This is a genomic window from Pseudoalteromonas sp. OF7H-1 (genome assembly GCF_022347825.1).
GTDB lineage: Bacteria > Pseudomonadota > Gammaproteobacteria > Enterobacterales > Alteromonadaceae > Pseudoalteromonas > Pseudoalteromonas maricaloris.
Map to the genome: position 1 here is coordinate 148,896 of NZ_JAKRFX010000002.1, position 25,387 is coordinate 174,282.

The following is a 25,387-nucleotide window of genomic DNA, read 5'->3' on the forward strand; positions in this document are numbered from 1 at the left end:
TTAAATCTCTAATTCTTGTGTTTTTTCAGACTGAGTCGTGGTTTGTTCTAGTTGTGTTTCACTTAACTGGGATTGCAGTGCAGCTAGTTGCTCCTGAGAAAGCGAGCCCGCGCCAAAGTCGCTAGGGGTGCTTACACCGCCGCGCTTTTTCGCCTCGAGCGCTGTATCCAATACATCATGCAGCGCTTGTGTTAAGTGAGTAGCGAAGGCATCGGTAAGATTGCCATCTAGTAATGAATCCACTTTGATCCTAAGTTGCTCGCCCTGAACCAGCGCATTGATATCGAGGATCAGATCCGAGCCGTTTTGTGCAGAACTTGTCTCGGTTTGCAGTTGGTTGTCTATTTGCCAAAGCGCATCGCTTTGCCCACCCATTTGGCCCAAGTAGTTAAAGCTGATACTTGGCAACGTTAAGCTGGTGTCTTGCAGTTGTGCACTACCAAAACCAAGACCTTTATTCGGGATCTGGCGTAGCGCTTCTTTGGCATCAATAATGGTGTCGCTTAGTGTCGCTTGTTGAGTCAGGCGTAGCGGGTACAAACAAGTGAACCAGCCAATTGTTTGGTTGATATCAGCATCATCACGCCACATTTCACGACCATGACTTTCCAACGTGATAGCATGCTGAGTTTGCTTAAAGGTTTTACTCAATGCTTGGCACAAAGCAGCCAGTAGTAACTCTTCACCTTGCGTATTGAAGCCTGCATTCGCGTCACGTATGAAGCGGGCCGTGGTGTGCGCGTCTAGCTCTAACCAAGCGGTTGACGGTGTTGCAGCCATGCTTGGCGGATAGCTTGGCAAGTTGGTTGCTAAACGCTGCCAAAATGCCATTTCCTGCGGGTGTGCTGCCGGGTACGCTTGCATCATTTCTACCCACTGTCGATAGCTGGTACGTTTACTCAGCAACTCTCCTTGTGCTAAAAGGGTTTGCAGATCTTGCGTGATGATCCGCCAAGAAACCGCATCGATGATTAAGTGGTGAAGTGCAAAGTGAAGCAGGTCGTAGTCTTCGCAAAACGCTTCGATATGTGTAACTTGCCAAAGTGGGCCATTACAAATATCGAACTGGCTTTGTCGCGCGTTGAGTTCTGCTTGTACATCGTGTGACTTGCCGTTAAGGACGTTGAGTGGCGCCATGGTACTCACATCGTTATATTCTTGCGTAATATGGCCTTCAAATTCCATAAAGGTTGTGCGCAACATATCATGTTGATCACTTAAACTGTGTAGCGCCTCTTGTAATTGAATTTGGCTAAAGCCGCTTGGGATCCTGATTGCAAATGCCTGATTCCAATGATTCTCCTCCGGTAGTGCTTTATTGAAAAACCATTGTTGAATTGGCAGTAGATCAAAGCGTCCGCTCAGCAGGCCTTGCTCCTGTGTAATCTCTCGTTGAGTCGCTTGTACGCTAGCAATACGCTGACTTAACGCCGCTGCAGTTGGACAATCAAAGATATCTTTTACTTGCAGTTCAATGCCTTGCTTTCTGAGCAAAGCAACGAGTTGAATAGTGAGAATAGAATCACCACCGATAGCAAAGAAATCATCTTTGGTGCTCACTTGCTCAACACCAAGCAAAGTTTTAAATGCTTCACACAGTTGTGCTTCCGTTTCGTCTTGCGGCGCCACATATTCGCTTTGGCTTACCAGTTCAGGCTCTGGCAACGCTTTACGGTCTAATTTACCGTTGCCAGTCAAAGGTATTTCCGCAAGCTCAGTCCACGTTTTTGGCTGCATATAACTGGGTAGCGCTTGACTCACATGGGCTTTCACTTGGGCAGTTTGGCCGTGATGTTGTGGCTTAAACTTGATATAAGCGGCTAGGTAGGGAACACTTTGTAGGGTACGGTCGATAACCACCGCTTGGGCAACTTCTGGCAATTGGTTGATCACGCTTTCGATTTCACCCAGTTCAATACGGTAGCCACGGATCTTCACCTGATTATCGTTACGACCGATATACTCCAACTCACCATCCGGCAGGCGTCTTGCCAAGTCACCGGTTTTATACAGTCTGGCTCGTCCTTGTTGAATATCTTGTTCGCTTGCGTACGGGCTGCTAATAAAGCGTTCTTGACTGAGCGCTTCGCGGTTTAAATAACCACGAGCAAGACCTGCACCGCCAATATATAACTCACCGCAGGCACCGGGTTCGACCAACTGCAATTTGGAATTTAGTACGTACGCTTTCATATCTAATATGGGTCTACCGATATGAGAGGCTTTAGAACTTGATTGTTGCGTGAGTGCTTTATAGGTGACATGCACCGTGGTTTCAGTGATCCCATACATGTTGACCAATAGCGGCTGTTCATCGCCGTAGCAGTTCCACCAAGGGTTGAGCATTTCGGGGTTGAGTTTGTCACCACCGAAAATCACATACCTCAGTTTGTCAAAATTCAATTTTGCACATAGTGCCGCTGCACTAAATTCATAGAATGCGGCAGGAGTCTGATTAAGCACAGTCACTTGATTATCTGAGCAGTAGTCTGCAAAGGCCTCAAAATCGCGGATCAGGCTGTTGTCAGGAATACAGAGTTTACCGCCATAAAGTAGGGCACCCCACATTTCCCATACACTAAAGTCAAAAGTATAGGCATGGTAAAGCACCCAAGTATCGTGATGGTCAAAGCCATAATCTTGCTCCGTCGCCGTGAACAATCGAGCGACGTTTTCATGAGTTTGCATCACGCCTTTTGGTTGGCCAGTCGTACCTGAGGTATAAATGATGTATACCAAATCCTGCGGTGATTGGCTGATGACAGGGGCTGTGTCGCTTTGTTGCTGGGCATTGAGTGGTGTAACTAATGGGCAAGCCACCTCCGCCAAACGGCATTTGTCTTGTGCGGCGGCATACTCTTGCTCATCGACAATCAACAGGCTTGGGTTGGTATCACTTAGAATAAAGGTTGTTCGCTCGCTGGCATGGTCGGGAGACAGCGGCACATAAGCCGCACCCGCTTTAGTAACAGCAAGAATTGCAATCAGCATCTCGATAGAAGGCTGCATGTACAGCGCAATTAACGTATCGGCAGTGAGGGTTCGCTGATACTGAGACTGATATTGCTCCCGTAAATGCAAGGCAAGGGCGTTGGCTCTGGCGTTAAGGGTTTTATAATCGATAGATTGTGTTTGGGTTTGTAGCGCGATTTGATCTGGGTGTTTACTTACCGCTTGTTCAAACCAGTGATTTAAAGTGGTGTCGGAAAAGAACGTTTCATTATCTTGATTGCTGCGCGCCAAGATCAGCTTTTGCTCTTCTTCATCCAGTACAGGCAGCTCGGCGATATTAAGATCGCTAGAGTGGGTAAGTAATTCAATAAAGCGCGCCTGAATATCGGTGATCCGTGTCATTGCCACGCGAGAAAAGACAGACTTAGCTGCGACCACTTTACGACAAAGGCCTCCTTCTGTTTCAAAATGCGTAAATTCGATATCAAATTGTGAAACACCAGGCTCAATGGATACCCCTTTGATAATGGTATCTCCCGCTGTGCCCAAAGCAAGTTCGTACCCTTGGCGACCAATCATCAACGGGGTTATCCCTGGACGAATGCCATTGCTTTTTAGCTTGGCTAAGTAGTTACAGGTGACATTAATATGCTTCGCAGCGTCTTTATTATTATTTCCTGACAGCAGTAATTGGGTGAGCTGGTTACTGACTTCACTGATAAGCGATGCGCCTGTGTACTGCTCAATATCGCAAATAGAAACCGTTTCAACGTCTGAGTAATGACCTAAGATCGCACGGGTTTTACGGGTGCGGCGAGCCATCGGGATCCCTATGGTCAAATCGGTTTGCCCAGTGGTATGAAATAAAGTCAAAAAGACGCTGGCAAGCACGACGCTAAAACTCGTGACGCCAGCTTGAGAGGCTACCTGTTTTACTTGTTTGAGTGCCTCTGGGTTTTCTTCACGAAACGCGATGCCGTCATAATGGTGCGCGAGTGCCTCAGTATTACTCTGGTAAAAATCGATAGGATAGAGTTCGCTCTGTTGTGAAGTTGCTGCACGCTCAGGCTTTTCTTCAAACATCACTTGATAATCAAGGGGGGCGAGATCAAGTTCAGAATTATCAAGCACCGCTTCTATACATGCGAGTAAATCGCTCATCAGTACTTGCAATGCCCACTGGTCACAGTTGATGTGATGCCCTTTGATGGTCAATAGCAACCGAGTTTCTGAGCTACAAGCGTAGAATTGAAAGGTCTCTTTAGTGATATCGATAGCTTGCTCAATTAAAGTTTTGGCGGTGACAGAGTCACTAAAAGCGGCAATCTCATCAGGCACGGCTAATAACTTAGGGGCACAGGCTAATAATTCGAGTTGTGGCTCGCCATGAGCCTCATCAATACGACTCGATAAAACTGGGTGCCTTGCAAATAGCAACACCAAGGCTTGCTCTAGTGCCTCGGCTGTGAGCCCGCCGGTAAATTGTACCGCGCAAGCGATGTTATATACTGGATTTGCCAAATCAAGCTGTTGGGCTTGCCATACGTGAAGTTGCCTCGTTGTCAGTGACTTGAAATTGGCGGAATTGGACTGTGAGTTCATTGCGTGATCCTTGTTTTTTCGCCTTAACACAACGGCTTTTGCCAGTTTGCTTTTTGGTATTTTGTTTGCTGCAAGCGTGCTAGGTATCGCGCTACTGCGGCGACAATCACCTCACACGCCAGCGTTGGGCGTTGCTGTAAATACATATGACCGCCATCGACATGATGGTATTGAAAATAGTTCTCGCAGTACTCAGACCAAGCTTGGTGTGACTCAGGCTTAACCAAGTGATCTTGTGTGGCGAGGATCAGTTCGACCGGCATCGTCAACGTGATGTCTGTACTGACGGGTTGCTCGGCTAACATAAAGTCGTCTTTAAACATAGCGGCCACAACCACTTCTACGTCCTTCGTTAAACGATGTTTAGGCAGCATGTCGAGATGATATAAAGTCGTGAGCAAGTCCGAGTCAGTCAATTTTGAGTACTGGGTAGCCGAGGGAATACTTGGCGCGCGGCATCCAGATAAACAGAGTAAATCCGGTGTTGTCAGTGCGTGTTTAGCAAGATGATCGGCAAGCTTATAAGCCACCATCCCGCCAAGACTGTGACCAAAAAACACGCACAGCCGCTCACTACGCGGCTGAAGTTGCGTGCTACTACTTAGGTGACTAAGTGCCTCATCCCAGTCCCGTAAAGATTGCATACCTGCTTTAGTACCACGGCCCGGTAAGTCGATGCCGTGGAGTTGCCAATGCGCAGGTAAATGTTTGGCCCATTCCCTAAAAAACAAAGAAGAGCCACCTGCGTGATGGAAACAGTATAAGTCAACCGGCATCATAGCTTGAGCTCCAGCGTTGGTGTGAATGCGATGGATTGACCGGTGAGCATGGTGTTGGTTTTCATAAAGTTGACTAGGTATTCCACCAAGTCTTGATAGCTGTATACCGCAGGTCGTGCACCCAGTACGCCTCCTTTTAGGTTACGCTTTTGGATTCTTGCGGCTTTGCTATCGGTAGCCAGTAGCGGTAACACAAAACTGTTCACTGCCAGCTTGCTACCTTGATACTCGCGCGCGAGCGTCATCATCAATGCATTATGAGCGTGGTTACAGACACTGGCGGTGGCTTCTAATTCGTAATTTAAGGTGTCTGATTGCGTTAAAAAGACGAGGTTTCCACCACTCACTCTGAGGTTGTCGGCAATGACTCTGAGTGCCGCAAATACGCTTTCTAGACGCGCAATCACTTGCTCGCCAACGGCAATGTCTTCGAGTAGATTGCTTTCATCAAGGCGATTGGCACAATGCAGTACCATCACTTCTTGCTGATTATTATTGAGTTCAAACCAATCTAGTAATGTAGTGGTATTTAACTCCGAGAGGGGAGCGTTGAGGTGGATATGGCTTGCTTCTGGATTATGCGCGAGCACCTCAGCACTTGCATTGATAAGGAGTAACGGATGTTTTTGCGACAGCAAATGGGTAACGAAGTGGCTATCAAACTCACTTGTTGGATAAAGTAAAATAAACGCTTGAGCATTCATACCGCAAGCCCTCCATCCAAACGAAGCACATTTCCAGTTTGGTAGTTAGAGGCGCTAGAAGCGAGATATAGCGTGGCATCAGCAATTTCTTTGACGCTCCCAACACGACCTAGTGCGGTATGCTTAAGCACCGGGTTGATAATGCTTGCGGGGATATCATCAATCATATCGGTTGCAATAAACGTCGGAGCGAGTGCATTACAGTAAATACCACAGTGACCATATTGCCGTGCAATAGTCCGAGTGAGGCCAATAATTGCGCCTTTTGAGGTCGCGTAGTTGGCTTGGCCTTCTCGTCCGCTTATTCCGCTTTGCGACACCATGTTGATAATCTTGCCTGCACCTTGCTTAGTCATGACTGGTAATACCGCTTGGCAACACAGCAATGTACCCTTGAAGTTGATATCTAACACGTTATGAAAAGCGTCGTACGACATCTGAGAGAACAAGCTATCATTCGTGATCCCAGCGTTATTCACTAACACATCAACCCGACCCGTGTCGCTTATCGCTTGGCGAATAGCGGAGTTGACGAACTCGCTGTCGGTAATATTGCCGCTTTGTTGAGTGAAACGAGCTTGATACTCAGGTTTGTGTAACTCCGCGATGGGGGTTTGTGTGCGACAAATACCGTATACTCGAGCACCATCTTGCAAAAAGGCGAGTGCGATGCCTTTGCCTATCCCTTTGGATACGCCAGTCACTACTACTGTCTTTCCAGTAAACACAACCAAGTTCCTTAATCCGTGTAAACAATCGTGAGTTCGGCTTTGGCAACCAACTCATCTTCAACGTGTGCTTGTGCTTTAAAGCGCGCCATCGCACCAAATTCAGTTTCTAGTTTTGCCGTTACTTTAATGATTTCGCCGGGGCGAACAGGGCGACTAAATTTGGCTTTTTCTATGGAAGACAGCATGCCCCCTTTGTGCGTGTTGTTGCAGCACAAGCCGCTGATCTGCGCCATGGTCTCAATGATTAACACACCAGGGAAAATAGGCTCATCCGGAAAATGTCCTTGCAGGCCTGGCTCGTTATGCGAGACGAACTTCAATCCAACAATCATCTCTCCCGGTGAATGTTCGATTATCTTGTCTGCAAACTTAAATGGTGCCTTATGCGGCAAGTTATCGGTGATCATGATTTTTCATCTCCCCAGTCAAAGCAGAAGTAAACGATGAGGAAGAACACCACGCTGGTGACGCCTAAAATAATCAATTGACGACTTACCGCAGCCAGTTCAACGCCTTGGTTTGCGACTAAGCGCAGTGCATCCAAAAACGCAGTGGTTGGCAGTAACGAAACTATTTCTCGCAATAGAGTGGGAAAGTTAGCCGTGTCGAAATAAATGCCCGATAAGAACATCAATGGAAAGTAAAGTAAGTTAGCTATCCCTGATGAGACTTCAACCCGTTGGCTACGGGCGCCGACTAACACGCCGAGCATACAGATACAAAATGAACCGAGTGCCATTACCGCAATGATATCCAGCACGTTTCCTTGCAGCGTGTAACCAAATAAAAAGTGAAATGCGACGAACAGAATCAGCATTTGGAACACCAGTAAGAATAAGCGTGCAAGCACGATCCCAATGATGTAATCACGGCGCTTGAAAGGAGAAAGGCGTAGACGTTTAAAAAAGCCGTTTTGTCTGTCCGACACTAAACTGTTGGCAATCGACACCAGTGCTAAACCAAGAACTTGTAACACGATGATCCCAGGGATCAACCAGTCAGTGTAACGATAACCTTTGACGCTAATGACATTGCTTCGCATCTCTTCGCCGTTAGCTTGCGCTTTAAGACGCAATAGATAGTTACGTGCCATTAACGACTCATCGGAGTTATGAGTAGAAAACATAGCGTTGGGGGCAAGGTAAACTTCAGGGCTCACCTCATTTTGCAGCTTACGTAGCACTGAGCCTGGTGAGCTGATCACTTCCGCCAGCTGAGCAGAAGCAAAACTGTCTTCAAGCACAATTGAATCGGTTTGTGAGAGGCGGGTAACGGTAACGAGTGGATCTTCCTCCATCGCTTTAAGCCATTTCTGTTCAATTTGCTCGCCATGCATCACCACCACATTCATAGGAGACATTTTTGGTCCACCAGAGAAGGCTTGGATCAACAATAGGGCGATGAAAATAGGTAAACCGAATGTCCATAGCAATACCGCTTTATCACGGAAAAAAGGTCGAATATTGACCATCATTAATTGCCAAAATGGATATAACTTAGTTTGACTTAACTCAGGCATAACTTTCCCTCTCCATCGTGGAACCTGTGAGTTTCAAAAATACGTCGTTGAGTGTGGCTTTTCTGGGTTCTTTAATCACCGGAGTCTCAAAGGTGCGATTAATAATGTCGCTTGGCGCGCCTGACTCTATGATTTGACCTGAATTAATGATGGCTAAGTTGTCGCATAAGAACTCTGCCTCATCCATGTAGTGCGTCGTTAACATTACACAGGTACCGGCTTCTTTGAGATCTTTAATGATGTGCCAAAACTCTTGGCGACTCGTGGGGTCAAGTCCCGTAGTTGGCTCATCTAAAAACACCAACTTGGGCTGGCCAACTACTGCCATCGCTAAAAATACGCGTTGCTTTTGTCCACCACTGAGTTCGCTTAGCCAAGCGTCCTTTTTCTCGCTTAAATTGAAGCGCTCAAGCAGCGTATCAATTGGCGTGTAGCTTGGGTAAAAGCTGGCAAATAGCTCGACGCACTCTTTTACTTTGAGTTTTTCGTAGAGGTTATTGTGTTGCATCACGCCACCCATAAGGCTGCGAAGTTTGGTTTCGTGTTGCTTCCAATTAAGACCAAATAACGTCACTTCACCTGACGTCGCACTACGCAAGCCCTGAAGTATTTCCAACGTCGTGGTTTTTCCGGCGCCATTGGGTCCAAGGAGTCCAAAACATTCGCCTTCGCTAACGCTAAAAGAGACGTCATCGACGGCAACTTTTCGTGTTCTTTTGTAGACCTTCCTTAAGTTCTTCACTTCGATCACGGTCGTCATCTTATTTCCTTACTGTTCGTAAAATACATCCCGTCATACTTCCCGCGAGATTAACGCTTAGGAGTAGGGTTTGATCTAACTCGGTATCACCAGCTGGGGTGTTGAGTGCATGCATTAGCGCACGCACTGCTAATTCTGTACTGTGTAGAGGCGTGGTTTGTGGCTGATATTTTATAAGTTGGGCCTGTGGTAAATGGCTGTCCAAGCTTGCTGCAATGGTGGCAAACGCTTCGTCGTGATAAGTACTTAACACGACATTGCCCACTTGGCTCAGCTTCCTAGCATTGCTTGCCAATAATCTGTCTAGTGCTTGATGTTCCTGCGCATCATTGATTTGAATAAAATCAATGATTTCTGCGAGAGGTTGGTAGCCTGCCGGTAACACCTCGCTGGTTGCCAAGAGCGCGGCGCTGGAAAAATGACCGATATCTGCTTGGAATTGATGTGCAGCCCAGACTTGTTGCGAGAGTGCAGTATCGTCTTGCGAGCTACATACCATCGCATATCGACTTCGACCTTCACGCATATCAAGTGTTGCACTCCAAAGCGCATGTAAAAAGTCATTGCCTAAATCACTCACACAAGTGGCCGAGTTTTTAAAGCCAAAGCCAAGTGCCAGTTGGCCTAATGTGGCATTGACGACGGTATTGGGGAAATGCGTACTTTTTAGCTCTGCAATGCCATCTTGAAATGATGCGAGGTTTTTATCTAAGGTTTCCAGCGAGCCAATGGGATTAGCATAGTAGGCTGCGAATTCTGGCAGTGGTAATTGAGCTAGATCGAGATCGCTGTCTTGTAAGGTAAATTGGCAGGCACCTAAGGCAAATTGTGCAACACACGGTGTACGGCGCTGGAAAAGTGCAGGGAACTGCTGTTTTAAGTTAAATTCAGCAAAGCGGTCGGTGCTATTTTGTCGAGCATTGTATACTTCAGTATCAGACAGGCTGGTGGCGGCAAGTAGATACACCGGTTTTGACGCCGTGTTAATCGACGTTTTCTGATGTTTACTGAGTAGCATGCTGGTGTTGTGGCCACCAAATGCTGAGTTAGTCACCGCAAAAACATCAACAACCTGAGGTCTGGCCTGATTGGTCACTAATTGATACGCATGGCAACACGACCTTATTGAGTCGACCCCCAGTGTTGCTGGTAGAAGTCCTTCATCCTGGCTGACCAAAGTTGAAATAAGTTCTACGGCACCAGCGGCACCAAGGGTATGACCAAAGTAAGATTTACTACTTGAAACCGAGACGTCGCGCATGGCCTGTTCACCAATGGCAGATTGGATCCCTTTTAGCTCTGCGCCATCATTTGCTGGCGTACCAGTCCCGTGGCTGTTGATATATTCAATATCACTTGCTGCAACGGGCGCATAGGACAATGTCTGCGTAAAAGCGCGGCGTACACCATCGCCCTCGGGGTTAGGCGCTGTAGCGTGGTGAGCATCTAAGCTCGACCCTGTCGCGAGCAATTGATATCGCAGCGTTGCGTTACGCTGATTGGCATGTGTTTGCGATTCAAAGACTAAAAAACCTGCGCCTTCACCTAAACTTAATCCCATTTTTTCGCTGTACGGAGCACAAGGCTCAGGACTCAAGGACTGTACCGACTGAAAGCCGCCGTAAACCAGCTCGCTCAGGGCATCCGCACCGCCAGCAATGACGACATCTGCTTGGTCGTTTTCGATGAGTTGTTTAGCAAAAGCAATGGCACTGCTACTTGCGGTACAGGCCGAGGTGAAAGTCATTACAGGGCCCTGAATACCGAAGTGGCGGCTGACATCGGTTGCAATTTGATGTGGTGGATAAAACTTAAACCCTAGTTGATGCTGACCTTTAAGGCTCTCCATCAATGAAAACATACCGCAGTTTGCATTACCGAGAATAAATGCCACACGGGTACTGTCCATCTGATTTAAGGCTAAATTTGCATGTTCAAGTGCTTCTGTAACGGCATGGATAGCGTATTGGCTCGCCAGATCCATATCAAAATGTTCTGCGCTGTGATTCTCGTAGTTGATAGCGAGCGCCCCAACATTGTGTGTTAGTCCCTGTGTGTCGAAACGATTAATGCGGTCAATACCAGTGCGGTTTTCCTTGATGCTAGTTAGCAGCGCTTGGCGATTTTCGCCCGCTGCACAGAGCACACCATAACCAGTAATGAAAGTTTGTTGTTTATTATTCATGTACGCATTCCTGTAGTGCCGAGAGGGTGATTTTGCCGAGCTCGTTTTCTGGAAATTGCGCCAAAAAATGAACCTGCGGCGTGGGTAAATCTTTAAACCAACTTCTGATGTCCTGAAGTGTAGGGATGCAAGATAGTCCTTCGACAAAGGCGACCAGCTCGCCCCCTTTATTATTGTTATTGTCCTCGATAAAAAACACGCGATGGCGAAGTCCCACAAAGCGTTCTTGGAGGACTTTTTCTATACTTTGTAGCGAGTAGCGTTTACCTGCATATTTAAATATTTGGTCTGCGCGCCCACCGTGTGTGAATTGGTTTTCATTGCTGAAAATCAGCTTATCTTTGAGCTCAAACTCATCACAATTAGCCACTAAAAACGGTGATCTCAACATGGTTTTGTGCTCGCCATTTTGATAAATGTCGACCGCAGTGAACTTAGTAAAGTGCGTTTCGTTGTTGCCTAATGGACGATAGCCGATACCGCCGGTCTCAGTGCTTCCTAGTACCTCAAAAGCTTGTATTGAAAGTGATAGGTAAGAAATAAGGTCGGCAAGTTTTTGCTCTTTCTCACCTTTGAATGGTGCACCTGAGCTTATTAAGTAACAGTGGTTTTGATTTAACTGATCGGCCACAAAGTCAAACATAGTTGGCGTTAAGATCACACCTACCTGTTTGTCTTTTACAGGTTGTAAATCCGGTGTTGAACCGAGTTCATAACACACCGGTTTGCCAAGCTGCAGAGGGAGCATAAATGCCCAAATAAAGCCGAACATGTGGCGGATATCAACGCAAGCACAGAAATAATCTACTGCGTCAAACGAGAAAGTGTCAGCAAAGGTGACGGCTTCTGCATGGAGTGAGGCGATGGATTTATGCCAAGTTTGTGGCTTGCCTGTGCTGCCTGACGTTTCAAAGCCAATTGTCTTATCGCTATGCTGTTGTAAAAATGCCGTCATGGAATGAAACGGAACTTCTACCTCTTGATTGGCAAGCGTGAGTTCTCGCCAGCTAAACGCATTGACGTTCGCGGCCGCATTCGCACTTAGTACCGGAGTGATATTGTGCGCTAATAACACCATAGTGCTCACAATGATATCGCAGGGCGTGCTGTCTTTGATAAGGCGAGCCTGACCGTTGATCTCACACTCTAGACTACGCTGTATCAGTGCTAGTAAATCGGTCTCGTTGAGAGAGGTGACTTGATCTGCCCATGTCTCCAAGGGTGTTGCTTGTTTTTGTTGCGTTAAGTTTAACGCTATTTGACGTGTTAGAGTCGCCAAAGTTACAGTGCTCAATTCGCCCAAGTCTTTTAATTGGAACGCTTTTTTACATGCAGCAGATAACTGCATAAGGTCGACCGAGTCGAGAAACAGTGGCGCCTCAATTAAATTGGCGTCGTCACTTAGTACGTCTAGTTGTTCTTTATCTACTTCTAACTCAGCTTCAATCAGTTGCATGAGTGTTGAACGAATGGCACTGTATGTTTGCATGGTGTCCTTCCAAGCGAAAATGGTTACGGTCAGATCAACAAGCTTCAGCTGTTGTTTGTGCTTCAACTTGTTCGTGAACAAAGCTAGCTAAGGTACTGACGTTTTTCATTTTTTCTTGAATGGTTTGTTCTGGGTAATCTTTGAACTTAAGGTTGTATTTTTTCTCGATAGATACCACAAGATCGAGCACCTCGATGCTGTCTAGATCTAGACCGTCACCGATAAGTTGAGCATCATCTTCGATTTCATCAATGCTATCTACTACTTCTAAATTGTCGACAATGATGTCTTGTTTAATAAATTGTGTTATTGATTCTAAGCTACTCATTTTTATATCCTTTTTAGTTTCTCTGGTGTGTAGTTTACGTCTCATTAGCGGTTTTTGAGCAACAACAAGCCCTAGCTGGCTGCAGTGAAGCTGCCAGCTATAGCGTTATCGTCATCTCAAAAATGACTTAGAGAGGGTTACTGCTCATTAAATAGGGCGTTAACCATATTGTTGATTTCGACATCCATCGGCCTATCTTCAATGACTGGTTGGAAGTTGCTGCTAATTTCGTCGAAAAACTCGCGAGAAAGTGCGTTAAGTTTCTCTGCTTTTGCATCTTTCCCATCAACATAAAATGCCTGGCGGATCGCCATTGCCTGAATAGCAATAACTGGCTTGATAAGATCTGTAATACGACGAAGGTCACGTGCGGCGATGGTGCCCATGCTGACGATGTCTTGGTTTAGTGCTTCTGTTGTGCGTGAAAATACTGACATCGGGCCTGCATTTTTAAGTGCTTCTGCAACAAGAGAAGAAGAGGTAATTTGCATTGCTTTGAAACCGTGGTGTACCCAAGCTTTGTCGCCAAGATCTTCACGCGCAACCAAGTTGTTAGAAATTCCACCGTTAAGGCGATCATCAACCAAAATGCCTAATTCACGCTCTAGTAACGCGCCCATGTTTGCAACGAGTGGCTTGAGGGTGTCGCACACCGCTGCAACGTGACCACCGTAGAAGTGACCCGCGTTGAGGATAAGGTCGTTCTCATCATCAAATAGTGGGTTATCGTTCACTGAGTTGATTTCAGTCGTTAGGATCTGTGATGCCCACATCTCAGCATCAATTAATGGACCTAACACCTGCGGAGAGCAGCGAATTGAATAGCTATCTTGTAACCTGAACGTTTCTTGCTTGCCAAACTCAATGTTGTCATCGGTGCGGTTTCTGCGACCTAAACGCTGATCGACGTTAGTTAAGCGTTCTAGAATTTTCTCTGCGCAGATCTGCTGTCCGCGGTGTGGTTTAAGTTCGTGTACGCGTTTATGGAATGGCGATGCACGACCTTCGATAAGTTCGACATAAAGCGCGATCAGTTTACAGCTTAAATCAATGCCGCGGCGGATGTCTTTTAGCGCATTCGTGGCGATGGCAGACATAACCGAAGTACCATTCATGATAGCTAAACCTTCTTTCGGCTTTAGCTTGTATGGCGCAATGTTTAGCTCTTCTAATACTTCAGCGGTTTCACGCAGTTGTCCTTGATAGTACACCTTACGCTTACCACCAAGTGCGGCACCGACATAAGAAAGTGGTGTTAAGTCGCCGCTCGCGCCTACTGAACCCATAGAAGGGATAGCCGGGATGATGCGGTTGTTTAGGAAGGTTTCCATTTGCGCCAGCAATTCCCAACTAACGCCTGAAAAGCCTTTGGCATTACAGTTCATGCGGATCAATAAAGTCGCAGCACAATCAGACTCTGAAAGGTAATCACCAACGCCACAGCCATGATAAGCAATGAGGTTTTGTTGTAATTCTTCAGAGAGAGAAGTCGAAATACGGTTACTTGCTGAGTTACCAAAACCAGTCGTCACGCCGTATATATCTTCTTGATTTGCTAATTTATTGTCCAGGTATTGACGGTTTTGCTCGATTCTAGCTTTTAGTGCCAACTCGTCCAATTTTACTTTGGATAAGGGCTGAGCTGCGTAATCTTGCACTGACTCCAGAGAAAGTGATTGATCTTGCGAGATGAAAACAATACTACCGAGCTTTTTCTCGACCTGAATTGCTTCCTTTTCTGTGTTGTACTGGTTCATGACTTTCCTACTCTGACTAAAATAATGAATCCGATTGTGATTTTCACAATGCTTATATTTTTGTATGACGGGAAACTGTTTAGAAAACCCAATCATACTTGTTAGAGGCGAGTACTACTTAACCAACGTCCCGTGTGTGCCAATCCGCTAACTTGGTCGGCTTTGTCGCGATACTATTGTCGCTATCTTTGTTACAAGATTATTTTATTTGTAAATAAAAAATATTAAATGTGATTTTTTGATTGTTGTGTTTTAAGAACGGCGGCTAGGTTAAGCCCGAGTTTTCAGGGTGTCAACACGAAAAATTTGACATTTTAATGTTAATTAAATCTAACGTTAACATAATTGAAATGTTATAAAATGATTGCAATATGGAGTTGTTAATAGCTGTTTTTTATCTCTATGAGATATAAAGAATTAATTGATTTTTAAAGCTAAAACTCTATTTTTATTGCGCGTGGAAAGTTTAATAAAACTGACTTATGACAAATGTCACTATTTTGTATGGTCGGATCTGAAAATGAATAGAATTGACTTATTTCGGCAGAAAGTTGAATTTTTTGTGAATAAAAAATGCGTTATAAATATAAATCTAGACGGCTAACCGTTGAGGTTGCCGGAATATCGGCAGCCTCAAAAGCGATGATTAATTAGTATTCTAAAACGGTGCTCATTAATCCAGTTTCACCGACGACGAGTAAATAAGAGCGGTCTAGTGATGCATTGCAAAGACTTATAACCTCATCACCCATCATAATATCTTGATTACAGTCATCCACTTGATACCAGCTACTGACTTCTCCTTTATCAAATTCAACGTCTGAACCGTTAATATTTAATGTCATTGTTTTGGAAGCTAATACTCGTACGGTAAATTTATTATCGTGATCATCTTTAGACTTTCTAACCACCTTTATATCTAAGGTATCGTTGCTATCCTGCATTACAACAAAGTGATAATCTCGGTCATTACTTACCTTAATTTTTTCTTGTTCTACCATGCCAAGCTTGTTGACTGACTCAGCATAAAAACTGATTTCACGGTTGGTGTTATGTTCGTGTGTTATGCGTACGGGTTCTGAACCGGAAGCTAGTACTTTGACGCGATATTTATCGTCAGCGACATTTCGTTCATCACCGTCTAGCTCAGTGTTAGCAAGGTGAAATGCAATTTCATAATCGGTGGCATTAACCAAGTTATATTGGTTTTTATAGATGTCAGAACCGAAGTTAGCGGTCTCGACATCTTCAGACGAACATGCAACCGCTAATAGGGATAGGGTGGCTGCAGTTAGGATACGAAAGTTCATAGTTGATCTCCTTTATCAATATTTTGAACATAGGTCGTTATTCAAGCGATTTCGGAGCAAGAGTATAGGATGGAAAAATGAAAGGTTACTTAATGATGTTTATAAGATGTTAAAAAATGTAGTGTGTAAGGCTTTGTTACAAAATAAGGTACGTAATTTACGCCATTTTACTTTCTAACTAGGTGATAAATATTGGCTTTTGTAATAAGTTAAGTTTTATGACAACTACATTTTTAAACATAAATATAAATCCCTATTTGGATTTATAGTGTAGAGCAAGATGATAACGATAAAATCTCTAAGTAAAAGCTTCTCCAAAGAGGTACTGTTTGACAATTATTCACAACAGTTTGAGCATAATAGAATTTGTTTAGCGGCGCCGAATGGCGTAGGGAAAACCACCTTACTGAGTATGATTGCTGGGCTTGATGATGCCTTCAATGGCGACATTCTATTACAAGACAAGAAAATCGATAAACGCCAAACACTTGTTGCACTTGCGTCAGACAATATTCCATTTCCTGCTTTTTTGCGTGCAAAAGAGTTATTAACTCTCACATCAACCGCATGGCAATGTGATTTTCCTTCGCAGCTTGTAAACGACTTTCAGTTTGAAACCTTTTTAATGACGCGTTACGCGGATCTCTCCTCTGGTAACAAAAAGAAGCTTCAGCTTATTAATGCCTTGATGCGTAATACCCCTTATTTATTGCTCGATGAGCCTACTGCAGCTTTGGACGCGGCAGGCTGCGAATATATCGTTGAGCTCGCGCAAAACTACGCTGGCATGGTGCTGATGACAAGTCATGAGCCTGAACCTTTTTTACAAGTTGGATTTCATTCTGTTCCCTTAGCACCGAAGCAGGGTAGTTAATATGCTTTATTACTATCGTTACAGAAAGGCATCACTTTCCCTATCGCTGCAAGCCATAGGCCAGCAACTTCAGCAATTTGGCTTGATGATAGCTGCCTTGTTTCAAGTTTATCTGCTAGGTTTTATCGCAATACTATTTATGGGTATAGGTAAAATTGTAGAAAGTGATAATCCCATTGCACAGGTACAAATTGCATGGGGATTACTTGCGGCGCAAAGCTTTATTCTATTTGTGTTTCGAGATGCGGTTTTGGACAAAGCGCACCGAAGTTACCACCACACGATCCTCCATCGTGCCATCCATCAAAAAGTGGCGGATGGGTTGTCCGTACTGGTTGTTCATCCTTTATTATTGATGACGCTAATTCTCTGCTACTCGATTGGAATTGAGAAAATCACGCAAGCGTGGCACTTACTGTTTTTTGCGGTGACGCAATTCTTCATTGCCCTTTGTTTCATTTATCGACCCTTGGGGACCAGTATTGGGTTATTGATAACAGCTATTATCAGTTTTGCTGTTGTCGAAATTACTTGGTATTTGGTTGCTGTAAACCTAATAGTGCTTGGTTGTGCAGTTTTACTACCGCGTAAAGTGACGCTATCGGTAATGGTTAAAGGGTTGACGACATTTTGGCTGAGCTTTGCTTACAACCACTATTTTGTGTTGCTTTGGCGCATTGTGATGAGTGTGTTGGTGCTATGGTTTGGCGCGATCTTAAGCGCAGAGCGCCCCGATCTGATGGCAAATTACGTTCCAGGTCTGGTGACGTTAAATCTATTATGGTGGTCGAGCCTTGCCATTGATCTCAAACCTGAAGTCTACGACCGCACTGCATATTGGTTGAGTATAGATAAGCTGCAACCGGCAAAGCAGAGTATCTGGATTATTGTGCTGACGGCTGCCGTCTGTTTTTCAGTGCCTGTCTATATGTTATTAGGACTGAGTGTAGTGAGTATATTACCCTATGTCTTTCTACCACTTTTAGTGTTAAGTGCATTAAAAAGTCCACAGCATTTAGCTATGACTTGGCTCAGCACCTTAGTGCTGAGCTATACCGCGTATGTGCTTTTGTAACGATAATCGCTAGTTAGCAGCTTCAGGCAGGCGAGTCAGTTTCTTGATATCGCCTTCTACACTTTCCATTTTTGCTATGAGTAAATCCCCAAGCGCGTCGATATCGTAATGCCAAATCAAGTGGCCGACTTTTTTAAGCGTAGGGTTTTGCGCTGGCATCAAGGTGAGTTGCCAAATGTAGTCCTCTTTTGACCAAGCGGATTGCCAATAGATGTCGTTGCCGCGAATTCTTAAGTTACTAAATTGATTGGTTTGCTTTTGACTTAGCGCATATTTATTTAACGCTTCTGAGTCGCTTTCGAAGAGCGTCTCGTACTCCAGCAATAGGTTTTGTTGTAGCACAAACCAAGTTTGTCTTTCGGGGTGATAAAAGACAAAGTCAGCTGTACTGTCATGGCTGCTGATAAGCGCCCCAGACAAGCTGTATTGGTTTAATGTTTCGCCGTCGTAAGCCCATAGTGTTTGCTCATCTATCCAGCCCATACTTTTGACGGGCAGACTCAGCTGTGACTTGAACTGGGTGAGTGGGCGTTTTCGGTCGTATATCACTAAATCGTTATCACGGTTTGAGGCCAAATAGCTCAGCTCTGGACTCCATACTAAAAAACCAACGTACTCATGCCCCTGATAAAAGGAAAGCTGACTGATTTTATCATCGCGATATAGATACACCTCGCATACGCCGCTGCGCCTCGACATAAATGCCGTTTCCCCCAAGCTGTTGGTTAGTGGTAAATAATCGATGCTTGAGCTTGAAAATAAGGGGAGATCGTCTCGGTCTTTGATATTAACTTGAAAACTCTCCAATGCCGCGAATATATCACCGCGATTATCGCTTGAGAAGCTCGTGTATAAGCCAATTTCCGTTTCTTTGATGGCTTGACTGTCACCGTCTCTAAAGTGTCGCGATAGGCTGCCATATTGACTCGCAATAACGGCTTGATGATAAACATCAAACGCAACGGAAGTGACTGGGGCTGACCACTTCAGATGTACCGTGCCATCAAGCGCTTGTAGCCTTGCTAACCCTTGTTTATCTTGAACCAAATAAAAGGTTTTGTCTTGCCACGCTCGAAGGGCCATTTTTAACTGTTCATTGGCTGCCAAAGCAAGTGGCAGCTTAACCATTTGATGGGACTCAAGTCGGTAAAGGTGTGCTGCTTTGGCATTATATTGGCCGAACGTTAAGATAAGCTCTTTGTCACTTTTCCAAACGGGTTTAGTACCAACTTGGCAAGGAAGAATTTGCGAGCTATGAAAAAATTGCCCTGCGGCAGTCATAACATGAAGTTGGCAGCCACTACCTTGATATTGCCAAAAAGCCAGTTTGTCTGAGTCGGGACTCCAACTTGGAAAACTGATCCGCGAATCAAAGCGGTGTTCATTTAATTGAAAGCCTTGTTTGTTGGCAATAATAAGATGGGTAAAATCTTTTACATAGGCGATGAAATCTTTGCTCTGGTGAGCATCAACGTCAAATTCAAGGCCAAGCTCATGACTGAGGCTCGAGGTTTCGTAGCGTGATGGTGTCTTTTCTGTTGGTGTTTGATTAAAAAAGGCGATTGCACCAAAGCATAAAACTGCCATTGCGACGGCACTGAGTGAAAAAATACGGGGCTTGGTGATTACTTTGACTGGTTTTGTTGTATGACGAGGCGCTATTTCATGTCTTTCTAGTAGCGCGATAAAGCGATAGCCCCGCTTTGGGATGGTTTTGATGTAAATCGGGTTTTTAGGGTCATCCCCGAGCACTTTTCGCAGTTTAGTCAGAAGTTGATAAAGGCTATTGGGTTCGACAACCGCGTGTTGCCACAGCTGCTCGGTAAGCCAATATTTCTCTAGCACTTCGTTATGATGCTCAATAAAAAGCGCGAGTAACCTTGCCATTTGTGGTTCAAGTTTTACGGTTTCTTGGCTTTGCCTATGTGTTAGGCAATCTTGCTGGAGATCAAACTGCCAATGTCCAAAACAAACCATCTCTACTTCCTGTGCCTGCACGCTGAGTACCAATTTCAATAATCAAAACCAATTGTTCCCATAACGTTAGCGTTTCTTAAGATTAAGTCAATGTTTATAAAGGTTAAGTCAGCTTTCTTCAGAAAAAGTTAAGAACTTTTTACGGCAAAGTTTGTTGCAATAGCAGGCATAACTCTGAGGAAAGTATGTATGAATAAAAGCAATAAATTTTGGCTCGGTTTAAGTTATCCCATGATGGCAGGCGCTGTACTTGCGGAGCCTATCGTGGTTGATGGTAAGTTGAATGAAGCGCAGTGGGGTTCTGCTACGCACTTTGAACAATTTGTTCAGGTTGTGCCTGTAACTTTGGCATCTGCCAATGACAAAATTACCGCAAAAGCCTTTGCAACCGCCGACGGCGTTTATATTGGTATTAAAAATTTCCAGAATAAAGCCGAGCGCAAGCGACAATTCAATATTCATGACCGCTTTATGCAAGCTGACTTCAATCGGGTCGTTGTGGACTTTTCAGGCGACGGTAGTAGTGCATATCAATTTTCGGTGACATTAGGTGGCGGCTCGCAAGATGGTGTTGTAACCCCAAGCTTAAACGTGGATTACGATTGGGATGGGGACTGGCACTATGCCAATCATATTGACGATACGTATTGGACCACGGAATTATTGATCCCTTGGCATACCGTGTCGTTTCAGCCAGGAGATGAGCAGGGGCTTACAAAGATTGGGGTTTCGGTACAGTTGTATGAACTTAAAAGTAATTTTATCTATGCAAACCATGAGGATACAACAGCAAATAGCGATTTCTTCCTGACTATGCCAAAGATCGCAGCACAGATCCCCGCACATTCTCAATTGGCATTTGTGCCTTACTTCGCGCATCAGACTCAATTTGCACCTCTAAGCACTTCACCTTCCGAGCGTCAGCACCAGTCCGATCTTGGCTTTGATTTGTTTTACAAGCCTTCTCATCATCAGAAGGTGAGTCTTGCCGTGAATCCTGACTTTGGTCAGGTGGATATCGATGATGTTGACGTGAATTATTCAGCCGTAGAAACGCTTCGCACCGATAAACGTCCATTTTTCACCCAAGATATCAGCCTTTTTGAAGTTGCTGCACTTGAAAGCACTAAGCTTATTCATACTCGTCGTATAGGGGCATCAAGTGATAATGGTACACGCGCAATCACCCCCATAGATGCGGCGCTACGATTTGTACATAAAGGAAAGTCGGTACAATTTGGTACTTTTGCTGTGTCTGAGTCGGACTTTTCGGACGATATTGGTAAGCAGTTTTTTGCAGCAAGAGCTAATTATCGCACGCAAGATTGGCAGGCCGGTGTACTTGCGACCAAAACAGACCGACCGTTTCTTGAGAGCGATGCCATGAGTTATGCCCTTGATGGACAGTATCGTAGTGATACTTGGTCTTTCAAAGGCGCGCTATTACAAACTGAGGTAGAAACACAAAAGCAAAGTGTTACAGGTCAAGGTGTATCGCTAGACGCGGAGTATCAACTTTCTTTACAGACGAAGTTCGCTGCGCGCTATTTTGCTGTGGATGACGAATTTGATAACCGTGATCTCGGCTATATGATACGCAATGACTGGCAGGTGAGCGAGCTTTATGGTGAATACTCGATGCACCCAAGAGACAGCTGGTTTACCAGATTAAAGCAGTCACTCACACTGAGGCATGAGCAAAATAATGCAGGAACTGGTTTAGCGGCCAGACAAGCATATTTAGCGCAGTTTTTGTTGGCAAATGGTGGTCAGCTCAACCTCGGGCTAGATTATTACACTAGCGGTAAACAAGACAACTTAGGGCGAGGCACTGAGGTGTTTGAGATGCCCAGCCGTGTAGAGTCTCGGGTCTTTTATCAAAGCCCTTATGTGGGGGATCTTTCTTGGGCTGCGAGTATTGAGCTTGACCAAGAAGGAATATCAGGCTCAGCACAGCAATACGCCGTGGATTTGACTTGGATGCCACACTACAACTGGAACCTTAAGTTGAGTAATTTCTTTAGAAGCGGCGATGGCTGGCTGATGGCGAACGGGCAAAATCGCTTGAGTGAATACGACAGAGATGAGTTTTCCAATAAATTGGAATTTAACGGTCGGATCACTGACAACCTTGAACTCAGTGGTTCGCTACAGTGGACGATACTTGAAGCGCAAAGTAAGACGATTTATCAAATTACCAACGGAGAGCTTCGCGAAATTCATGGTGACACCAGTTTTGACGACAGGCGCTTAGCAAGCCAGATAAAACTGCGTTATCGCATGGGTGCATATTCAGATATTTTTTTAGTGTATCAACGAGGAGGTGCAAACTTTTCGACACTTGAAAAGTCGCAGGTCGGGCGCAGAGATTGGTTTGGTAGTGTCGCCGATTTATGGCAACAACCAGTGCAAGACTTAGTGACGTTTAAAGTGCGATATTTATTTTAAATCACTAGAGCTGTGTTTCCCCGGCTCTAATCTGCCAAGAAAAAAGGTCAGAAAATTCTGACCTTTATATCCACGCTAATTGCTAGGGTAGTATGAACACTACCTAAACAAAAATAGTTATGCTGCGTCTGCTTTACTTGATTCCTTAGTTCTTGCTTTACCGGCAAGTAACTCTTCAGGGTCAAAGTCATCAACGTTGATAACGGCAAGACGTTTTGCTTCAACGGCAGTCAATTTTGCTGCTTCGTCTTCGCTCAGTACACCTGCTTCAAGCCCCATTGCTGCTACTTTATCAAGTTGCATAAACGGTAACTTTTTACCAGTACCACGGCATACCTTTTCAAATAACGGCTCTACGGCAAGAATGTCTTTTAGCGTTTGCTCTTGCTTACCAAGCAAGCACAGTGGCTCATCTTTTAAGTAGATGTGTGTTGCAAGGCGATCACGCGTTTCGCTAGGTACTTGAAGTAGCTGAGCAAGCTTGTGCTCCATTTTGTCGGTTGGTTTACGAACCGGACGACCAAATGGGAACAGTACCACTTTCAACAGGCCACGTAATGCAGCAGAAGGCATGTTGTTGATTAAGTCAGCAAGGGCACGTTGACAAAGGTACAGGTGCTCCTGACAAGACCATTGCACAAACGGTAAGTCTTCTTTACGACGACCTTCATCGTTATAGCGCTTAAGCGTTGCAGAAACCAAATAAAGGTAGCTTAATAAGTCGCCCAAACGTGCAGAAATACGCTCTTTACGCTTAAGTGAGCCACCAAATACAGCCATACAAATATCAGACATTAATGCCAATGATGCACTGTAACGAGCAGCATTACGATAATAAACCGCAGTTTCATCGTTAAATGGTACTTTGGTGAAACGTGCACCGGTTAGCGCTAACCACTTAGTTCTTACCAAGTTCGACATAGTGAAACCGATGTGACCCATCAAGGATTTATCGAAACTATCAAGCGCTTCTTGTTTATCTTTGATAGAACAAGCCTCAAGTTCAGCCAGTACAAAAGGATGGCAACGAATAGCGCCTTGACCATAGATGATCATGTTACGGGTTAGGATGTTTGCACCTTCTACCGTAATTGCAATTGGTGCACCTTGGTAACCACGGCCAACGTAGTTATTTGGTCCTAGACAAATCCCTTTACCACCATGAATATCCATGGCATGGATGGTTGAAGCACGCATTTGTTCGGTTAAGTGGTACTTCAAAATGGCAGAAACAACCGAAGGTTTTTCACCTAAATCTACTGCGCCAGTTGACATAGTCACCGCAGCATCAGAGCTATACGCATAGCCACCAAGTTTCGCTAGTGCCTCTTCAATCCCTTCCATCTTACCGATAGGAAGTTTGAACTGGCGACGAATGCGACTGTATGCGCCACTTGCAACTGCAAGAGATTTAATACCACCGGCAGAGTTTGAAGGTAGCGTAATAACACGACCAACCGACAAACACTCAACCAGCATGCGCCAGCCTTGTCCTGCCATTTTTGCGCCACCGATAATGAAGTCGAGTGGTACAAACACGTTTTCGCCTTGGGTAGGACCATTTTGGAATGGCACATTCAGTGGGAAATGACGGCGGCCAATTTTTACGCCAGGCGTGTTTGTAGGAATAAGCGCACAAGTAATACCTAGCTCTTCTTTATCACCTAATAGACCATCCGGGTCGCGCATCTTAAACGCCAGACCAAGTACAGTCGCAACAGGTGCTAAAGTAATATAACGTTTGTTCCACGTTAGGCTAATACCTAATACTTCTTCACCTTCCCATTCACCTTTACATACCACACCAAAGTCAGGGATAGATGAAGCATCAGAGCCCGCTTCTGGTGACGTTAATGCAAAACAAGGGATTTCATCACCCACTGCTAGACGAGGTAAGTAGTGTTCTTTTTGCTCGTCAGTACCGTAGTGCTGAAGTAGTTCACCTGGGCCTAACGAGTTAGGTACGCCCACGATAGACGAAAGTAAAGTTGATTTACTGGTAAGCTTTTGTAGTACACAAGATTGCGCGTAAGCTGAAAACTCAAGACCACCGTATTGCTTTTTGATGATCATCGCAAAGAACTTGTTGTCTTTTAAGTATTGCCACACGTCTTGCGGTAAGTCAGTCAGCTCGTGTGTTGCTTCCCAATCGTTAAGCATGGCACACACTTCTTCCACTGGGCCATCCAAAAACGCTTGCTCTTCAACGCTCAAGCGTGGCTTTGGAAACTGATGAAGTTTATCCCAGTTTGGGTTACCACAAAATAGATCGGCTTCCCACCAAGTCGTACCTGCATCAATCGCTGACTTTTCGGTTTCTGACATTGTCGGCGTAACTTTTTTGAACGCTTTAAATGCTGGAGCCACGATGTACTGCTGACGCAGGTTCGTTACTGAAAGCGGAATAACAATCGCTAAGAAAATTAACCAAGAGATAATGCCAAACGCACCAGCAAAGGTGCCAACTAGCATTGTAACTGCTGCAATACCTAGAGCGGTATTCCAGCTTGCGCGATGATAGCTTGCTGCACTGAGCAAGGCTAACAACGCGAGAACAAATATAAGTGTCATGTTGTTCTTCCTTATAAGAGGTCTGACCACCCAGTTAGACTAGCTGGTTAACGCTGATATTTCAAGCGTCTTCATACCCTCTATGCGAATTAGTTGATGCCTTGTTGTGACATATTATTTACGTTTGTACTTAATCTGAGTGTTAAATGACTCATGCCTCTCTTGTTGTTAATTTGAAGGTTACTTTGACTAAACCCCATCTACAACCTAAGAGGATTTTCAACGTTATTAATTACTGAACGATATTTAAGTGTAATGAACATAGTGCAATGTGGCGAAACTGCACATGAATTTTCTTTCAGCGAAGTGCCTAATATGTGCATTAT

The 25,387-nt window shown here is 44.9% G+C and carries 17 protein-coding genes; 3 read left to right on the top strand and 14 right to left on the bottom strand.

What is annotated here, in order from left to right; genetic code table 11:
- The 12 genes from MHN30_RS02810 to MHN30_RS02865 form a co-directional block, all read right to left on the bottom strand.
- Positions 1-4,554, bottom strand: a complete 4,554-nt coding sequence (locus MHN30_RS02810) for a non-ribosomal peptide synthetase (RefSeq protein ID WP_239358024.1) — start codon at positions 4,552-4,554, stop codon at positions 1-3.
- Positions 4,555-4,577: 23 nt separating this feature from the next.
- Positions 4,578-5,333, bottom strand: coding sequence for an alpha/beta fold hydrolase (locus MHN30_RS02815; protein ID WP_239358026.1), 756 nt, complete (start codon positions 5,331-5,333; stop codon positions 4,578-4,580).
- On the bottom strand, positions 5,330-6,037 hold the full coding sequence (locus tag MHN30_RS02820; RefSeq protein ID WP_239358028.1) for a hypothetical protein: 708 nt from the start codon (positions 6,035-6,037) through the stop codon (positions 5,330-5,332). Before MHN30_RS02820 ends, MHN30_RS02815 begins: the two co-directional genes overlap by 4 nt.
- Positions 6,034-6,765, bottom strand: a complete 732-nt coding sequence (locus MHN30_RS02825; protein ID WP_239358030.1) for an SDR family oxidoreductase — start codon at positions 6,763-6,765, stop codon at positions 6,034-6,036. The genes MHN30_RS02820 and MHN30_RS02825 overlap by 4 nt, the downstream gene beginning before the upstream one ends.
- Positions 6,766-6,776: 11 nt before the next feature.
- Positions 6,777-7,175: a 3-hydroxyacyl-ACP dehydratase FabZ gene (gene fabZ, locus MHN30_RS02830; protein ID WP_010369411.1), complete on the bottom strand. Its 399-nt coding sequence runs from the start codon at positions 7,173-7,175 to the stop codon at positions 6,777-6,779.
- The gene (locus tag MHN30_RS02835; protein ID WP_010369409.1) at positions 7,172-8,287 is read right to left on the bottom strand and encodes an ABC transporter permease; all 1,116 of its coding nucleotides are present in this window, start codon (positions 8,285-8,287) and stop codon (positions 7,172-7,174) included. The genes fabZ and MHN30_RS02835 overlap by 4 nt, the downstream gene beginning before the upstream one ends.
- Positions 8,280-9,047, bottom strand: a complete 768-nt coding sequence (locus MHN30_RS02840; protein WP_010369407.1) for an ABC transporter ATP-binding protein — start codon at positions 9,045-9,047, stop codon at positions 8,280-8,282. Before MHN30_RS02840 ends, MHN30_RS02835 begins: the two co-directional genes overlap by 8 nt.
- Position 9,048: 1 nt before the next feature.
- Entirely contained in the window at positions 9,049-11,232 is a 2,184-nt protein-coding gene (locus MHN30_RS02845) for a beta-ketoacyl-[acyl-carrier-protein] synthase family protein (RefSeq protein WP_239358032.1), read from the bottom strand.
- The gene (locus MHN30_RS02850; RefSeq protein ID WP_222242884.1) at positions 11,225-12,721 is read right to left on the bottom strand and encodes an AMP-binding protein; all 1,497 of its coding nucleotides are present in this window, start codon (positions 12,719-12,721) and stop codon (positions 11,225-11,227) included. The genes MHN30_RS02845 and MHN30_RS02850 overlap by 8 nt, the downstream gene beginning before the upstream one ends.
- 34 nt (positions 12,722-12,755) lie before the next feature.
- A complete protein-coding gene (locus MHN30_RS02855; protein WP_010369398.1) occupies positions 12,756-13,049 on the bottom strand; it encodes a phosphopantetheine-binding protein in 294 nt (97 codons plus the stop codon).
- 137 nt (positions 13,050-13,186) lie between these two features.
- A complete protein-coding gene (locus tag MHN30_RS02860; RefSeq protein WP_010606259.1) occupies positions 13,187-14,806 on the bottom strand; it encodes an aromatic amino acid ammonia-lyase in 1,620 nt (539 codons plus the stop codon).
- Positions 14,807-15,456: 650 nt separating this feature from the next.
- Positions 15,457-16,116 (bottom strand): hypothetical protein, encoded by a 660-nt coding sequence (locus MHN30_RS02865; RefSeq protein ID WP_010606260.1) that lies wholly within the window; start codon positions 16,114-16,116, stop codon positions 15,457-15,459.
- A gap of 280 nt (positions 16,117-16,396) precedes the next feature.
- Between MHN30_RS02865 and MHN30_RS02870 the strand changes: the two genes are divergently transcribed.
- Both MHN30_RS02870 and MHN30_RS02875 read left to right on the top strand, forming a co-directional pair.
- Positions 16,397-16,990 carry an ATP-binding cassette domain-containing protein gene (locus tag MHN30_RS02870; protein WP_130126616.1) on the top strand — a complete coding sequence of 198 codons (594 nt, stop codon included), beginning with the start codon at positions 16,397-16,399 and terminating at the stop codon, positions 16,988-16,990.
- Between the two features lies 1 nt (position 16,991).
- Positions 16,992-18,065 (top strand): DUF6136 family protein, encoded by a 1,074-nt coding sequence (locus MHN30_RS02875; RefSeq protein WP_239358049.1) that lies wholly within the window; start codon positions 16,992-16,994, stop codon positions 18,063-18,065.
- Between the two features lie 9 nt (positions 18,066-18,074).
- On the opposite strand, the gene MHN30_RS02880 is transcribed toward MHN30_RS02875, so the two are convergent.
- Entirely contained in the window at positions 18,075-20,042 is a 1,968-nt protein-coding gene (locus tag MHN30_RS02880; protein WP_130164521.1) for a winged helix-turn-helix domain-containing protein, read from the bottom strand.
- A gap of 189 nt (positions 20,043-20,231) precedes the next feature.
- Between MHN30_RS02880 and MHN30_RS02885 the strand changes: the two genes are divergently transcribed.
- The gene (locus tag MHN30_RS02885; RefSeq protein ID WP_239358057.1) at positions 20,232-22,490 is read left to right on the top strand and encodes a DUF5916 domain-containing protein; all 2,259 of its coding nucleotides are present in this window, start codon (positions 20,232-20,234) and stop codon (positions 22,488-22,490) included.
- Between the two features lie 117 nt (positions 22,491-22,607).
- Here the strand turns inward: MHN30_RS02885 and fadE are convergent, their stop codons facing one another.
- Complete coding sequence (fadE, locus tag MHN30_RS02890) at positions 22,608-25,061, bottom strand: acyl-CoA dehydrogenase FadE (protein WP_039496080.1); 2,454 nt, start codon at positions 25,059-25,061, stop codon at positions 22,608-22,610.
- Positions 25,062-25,387: the final 326 nt, after the last annotated feature.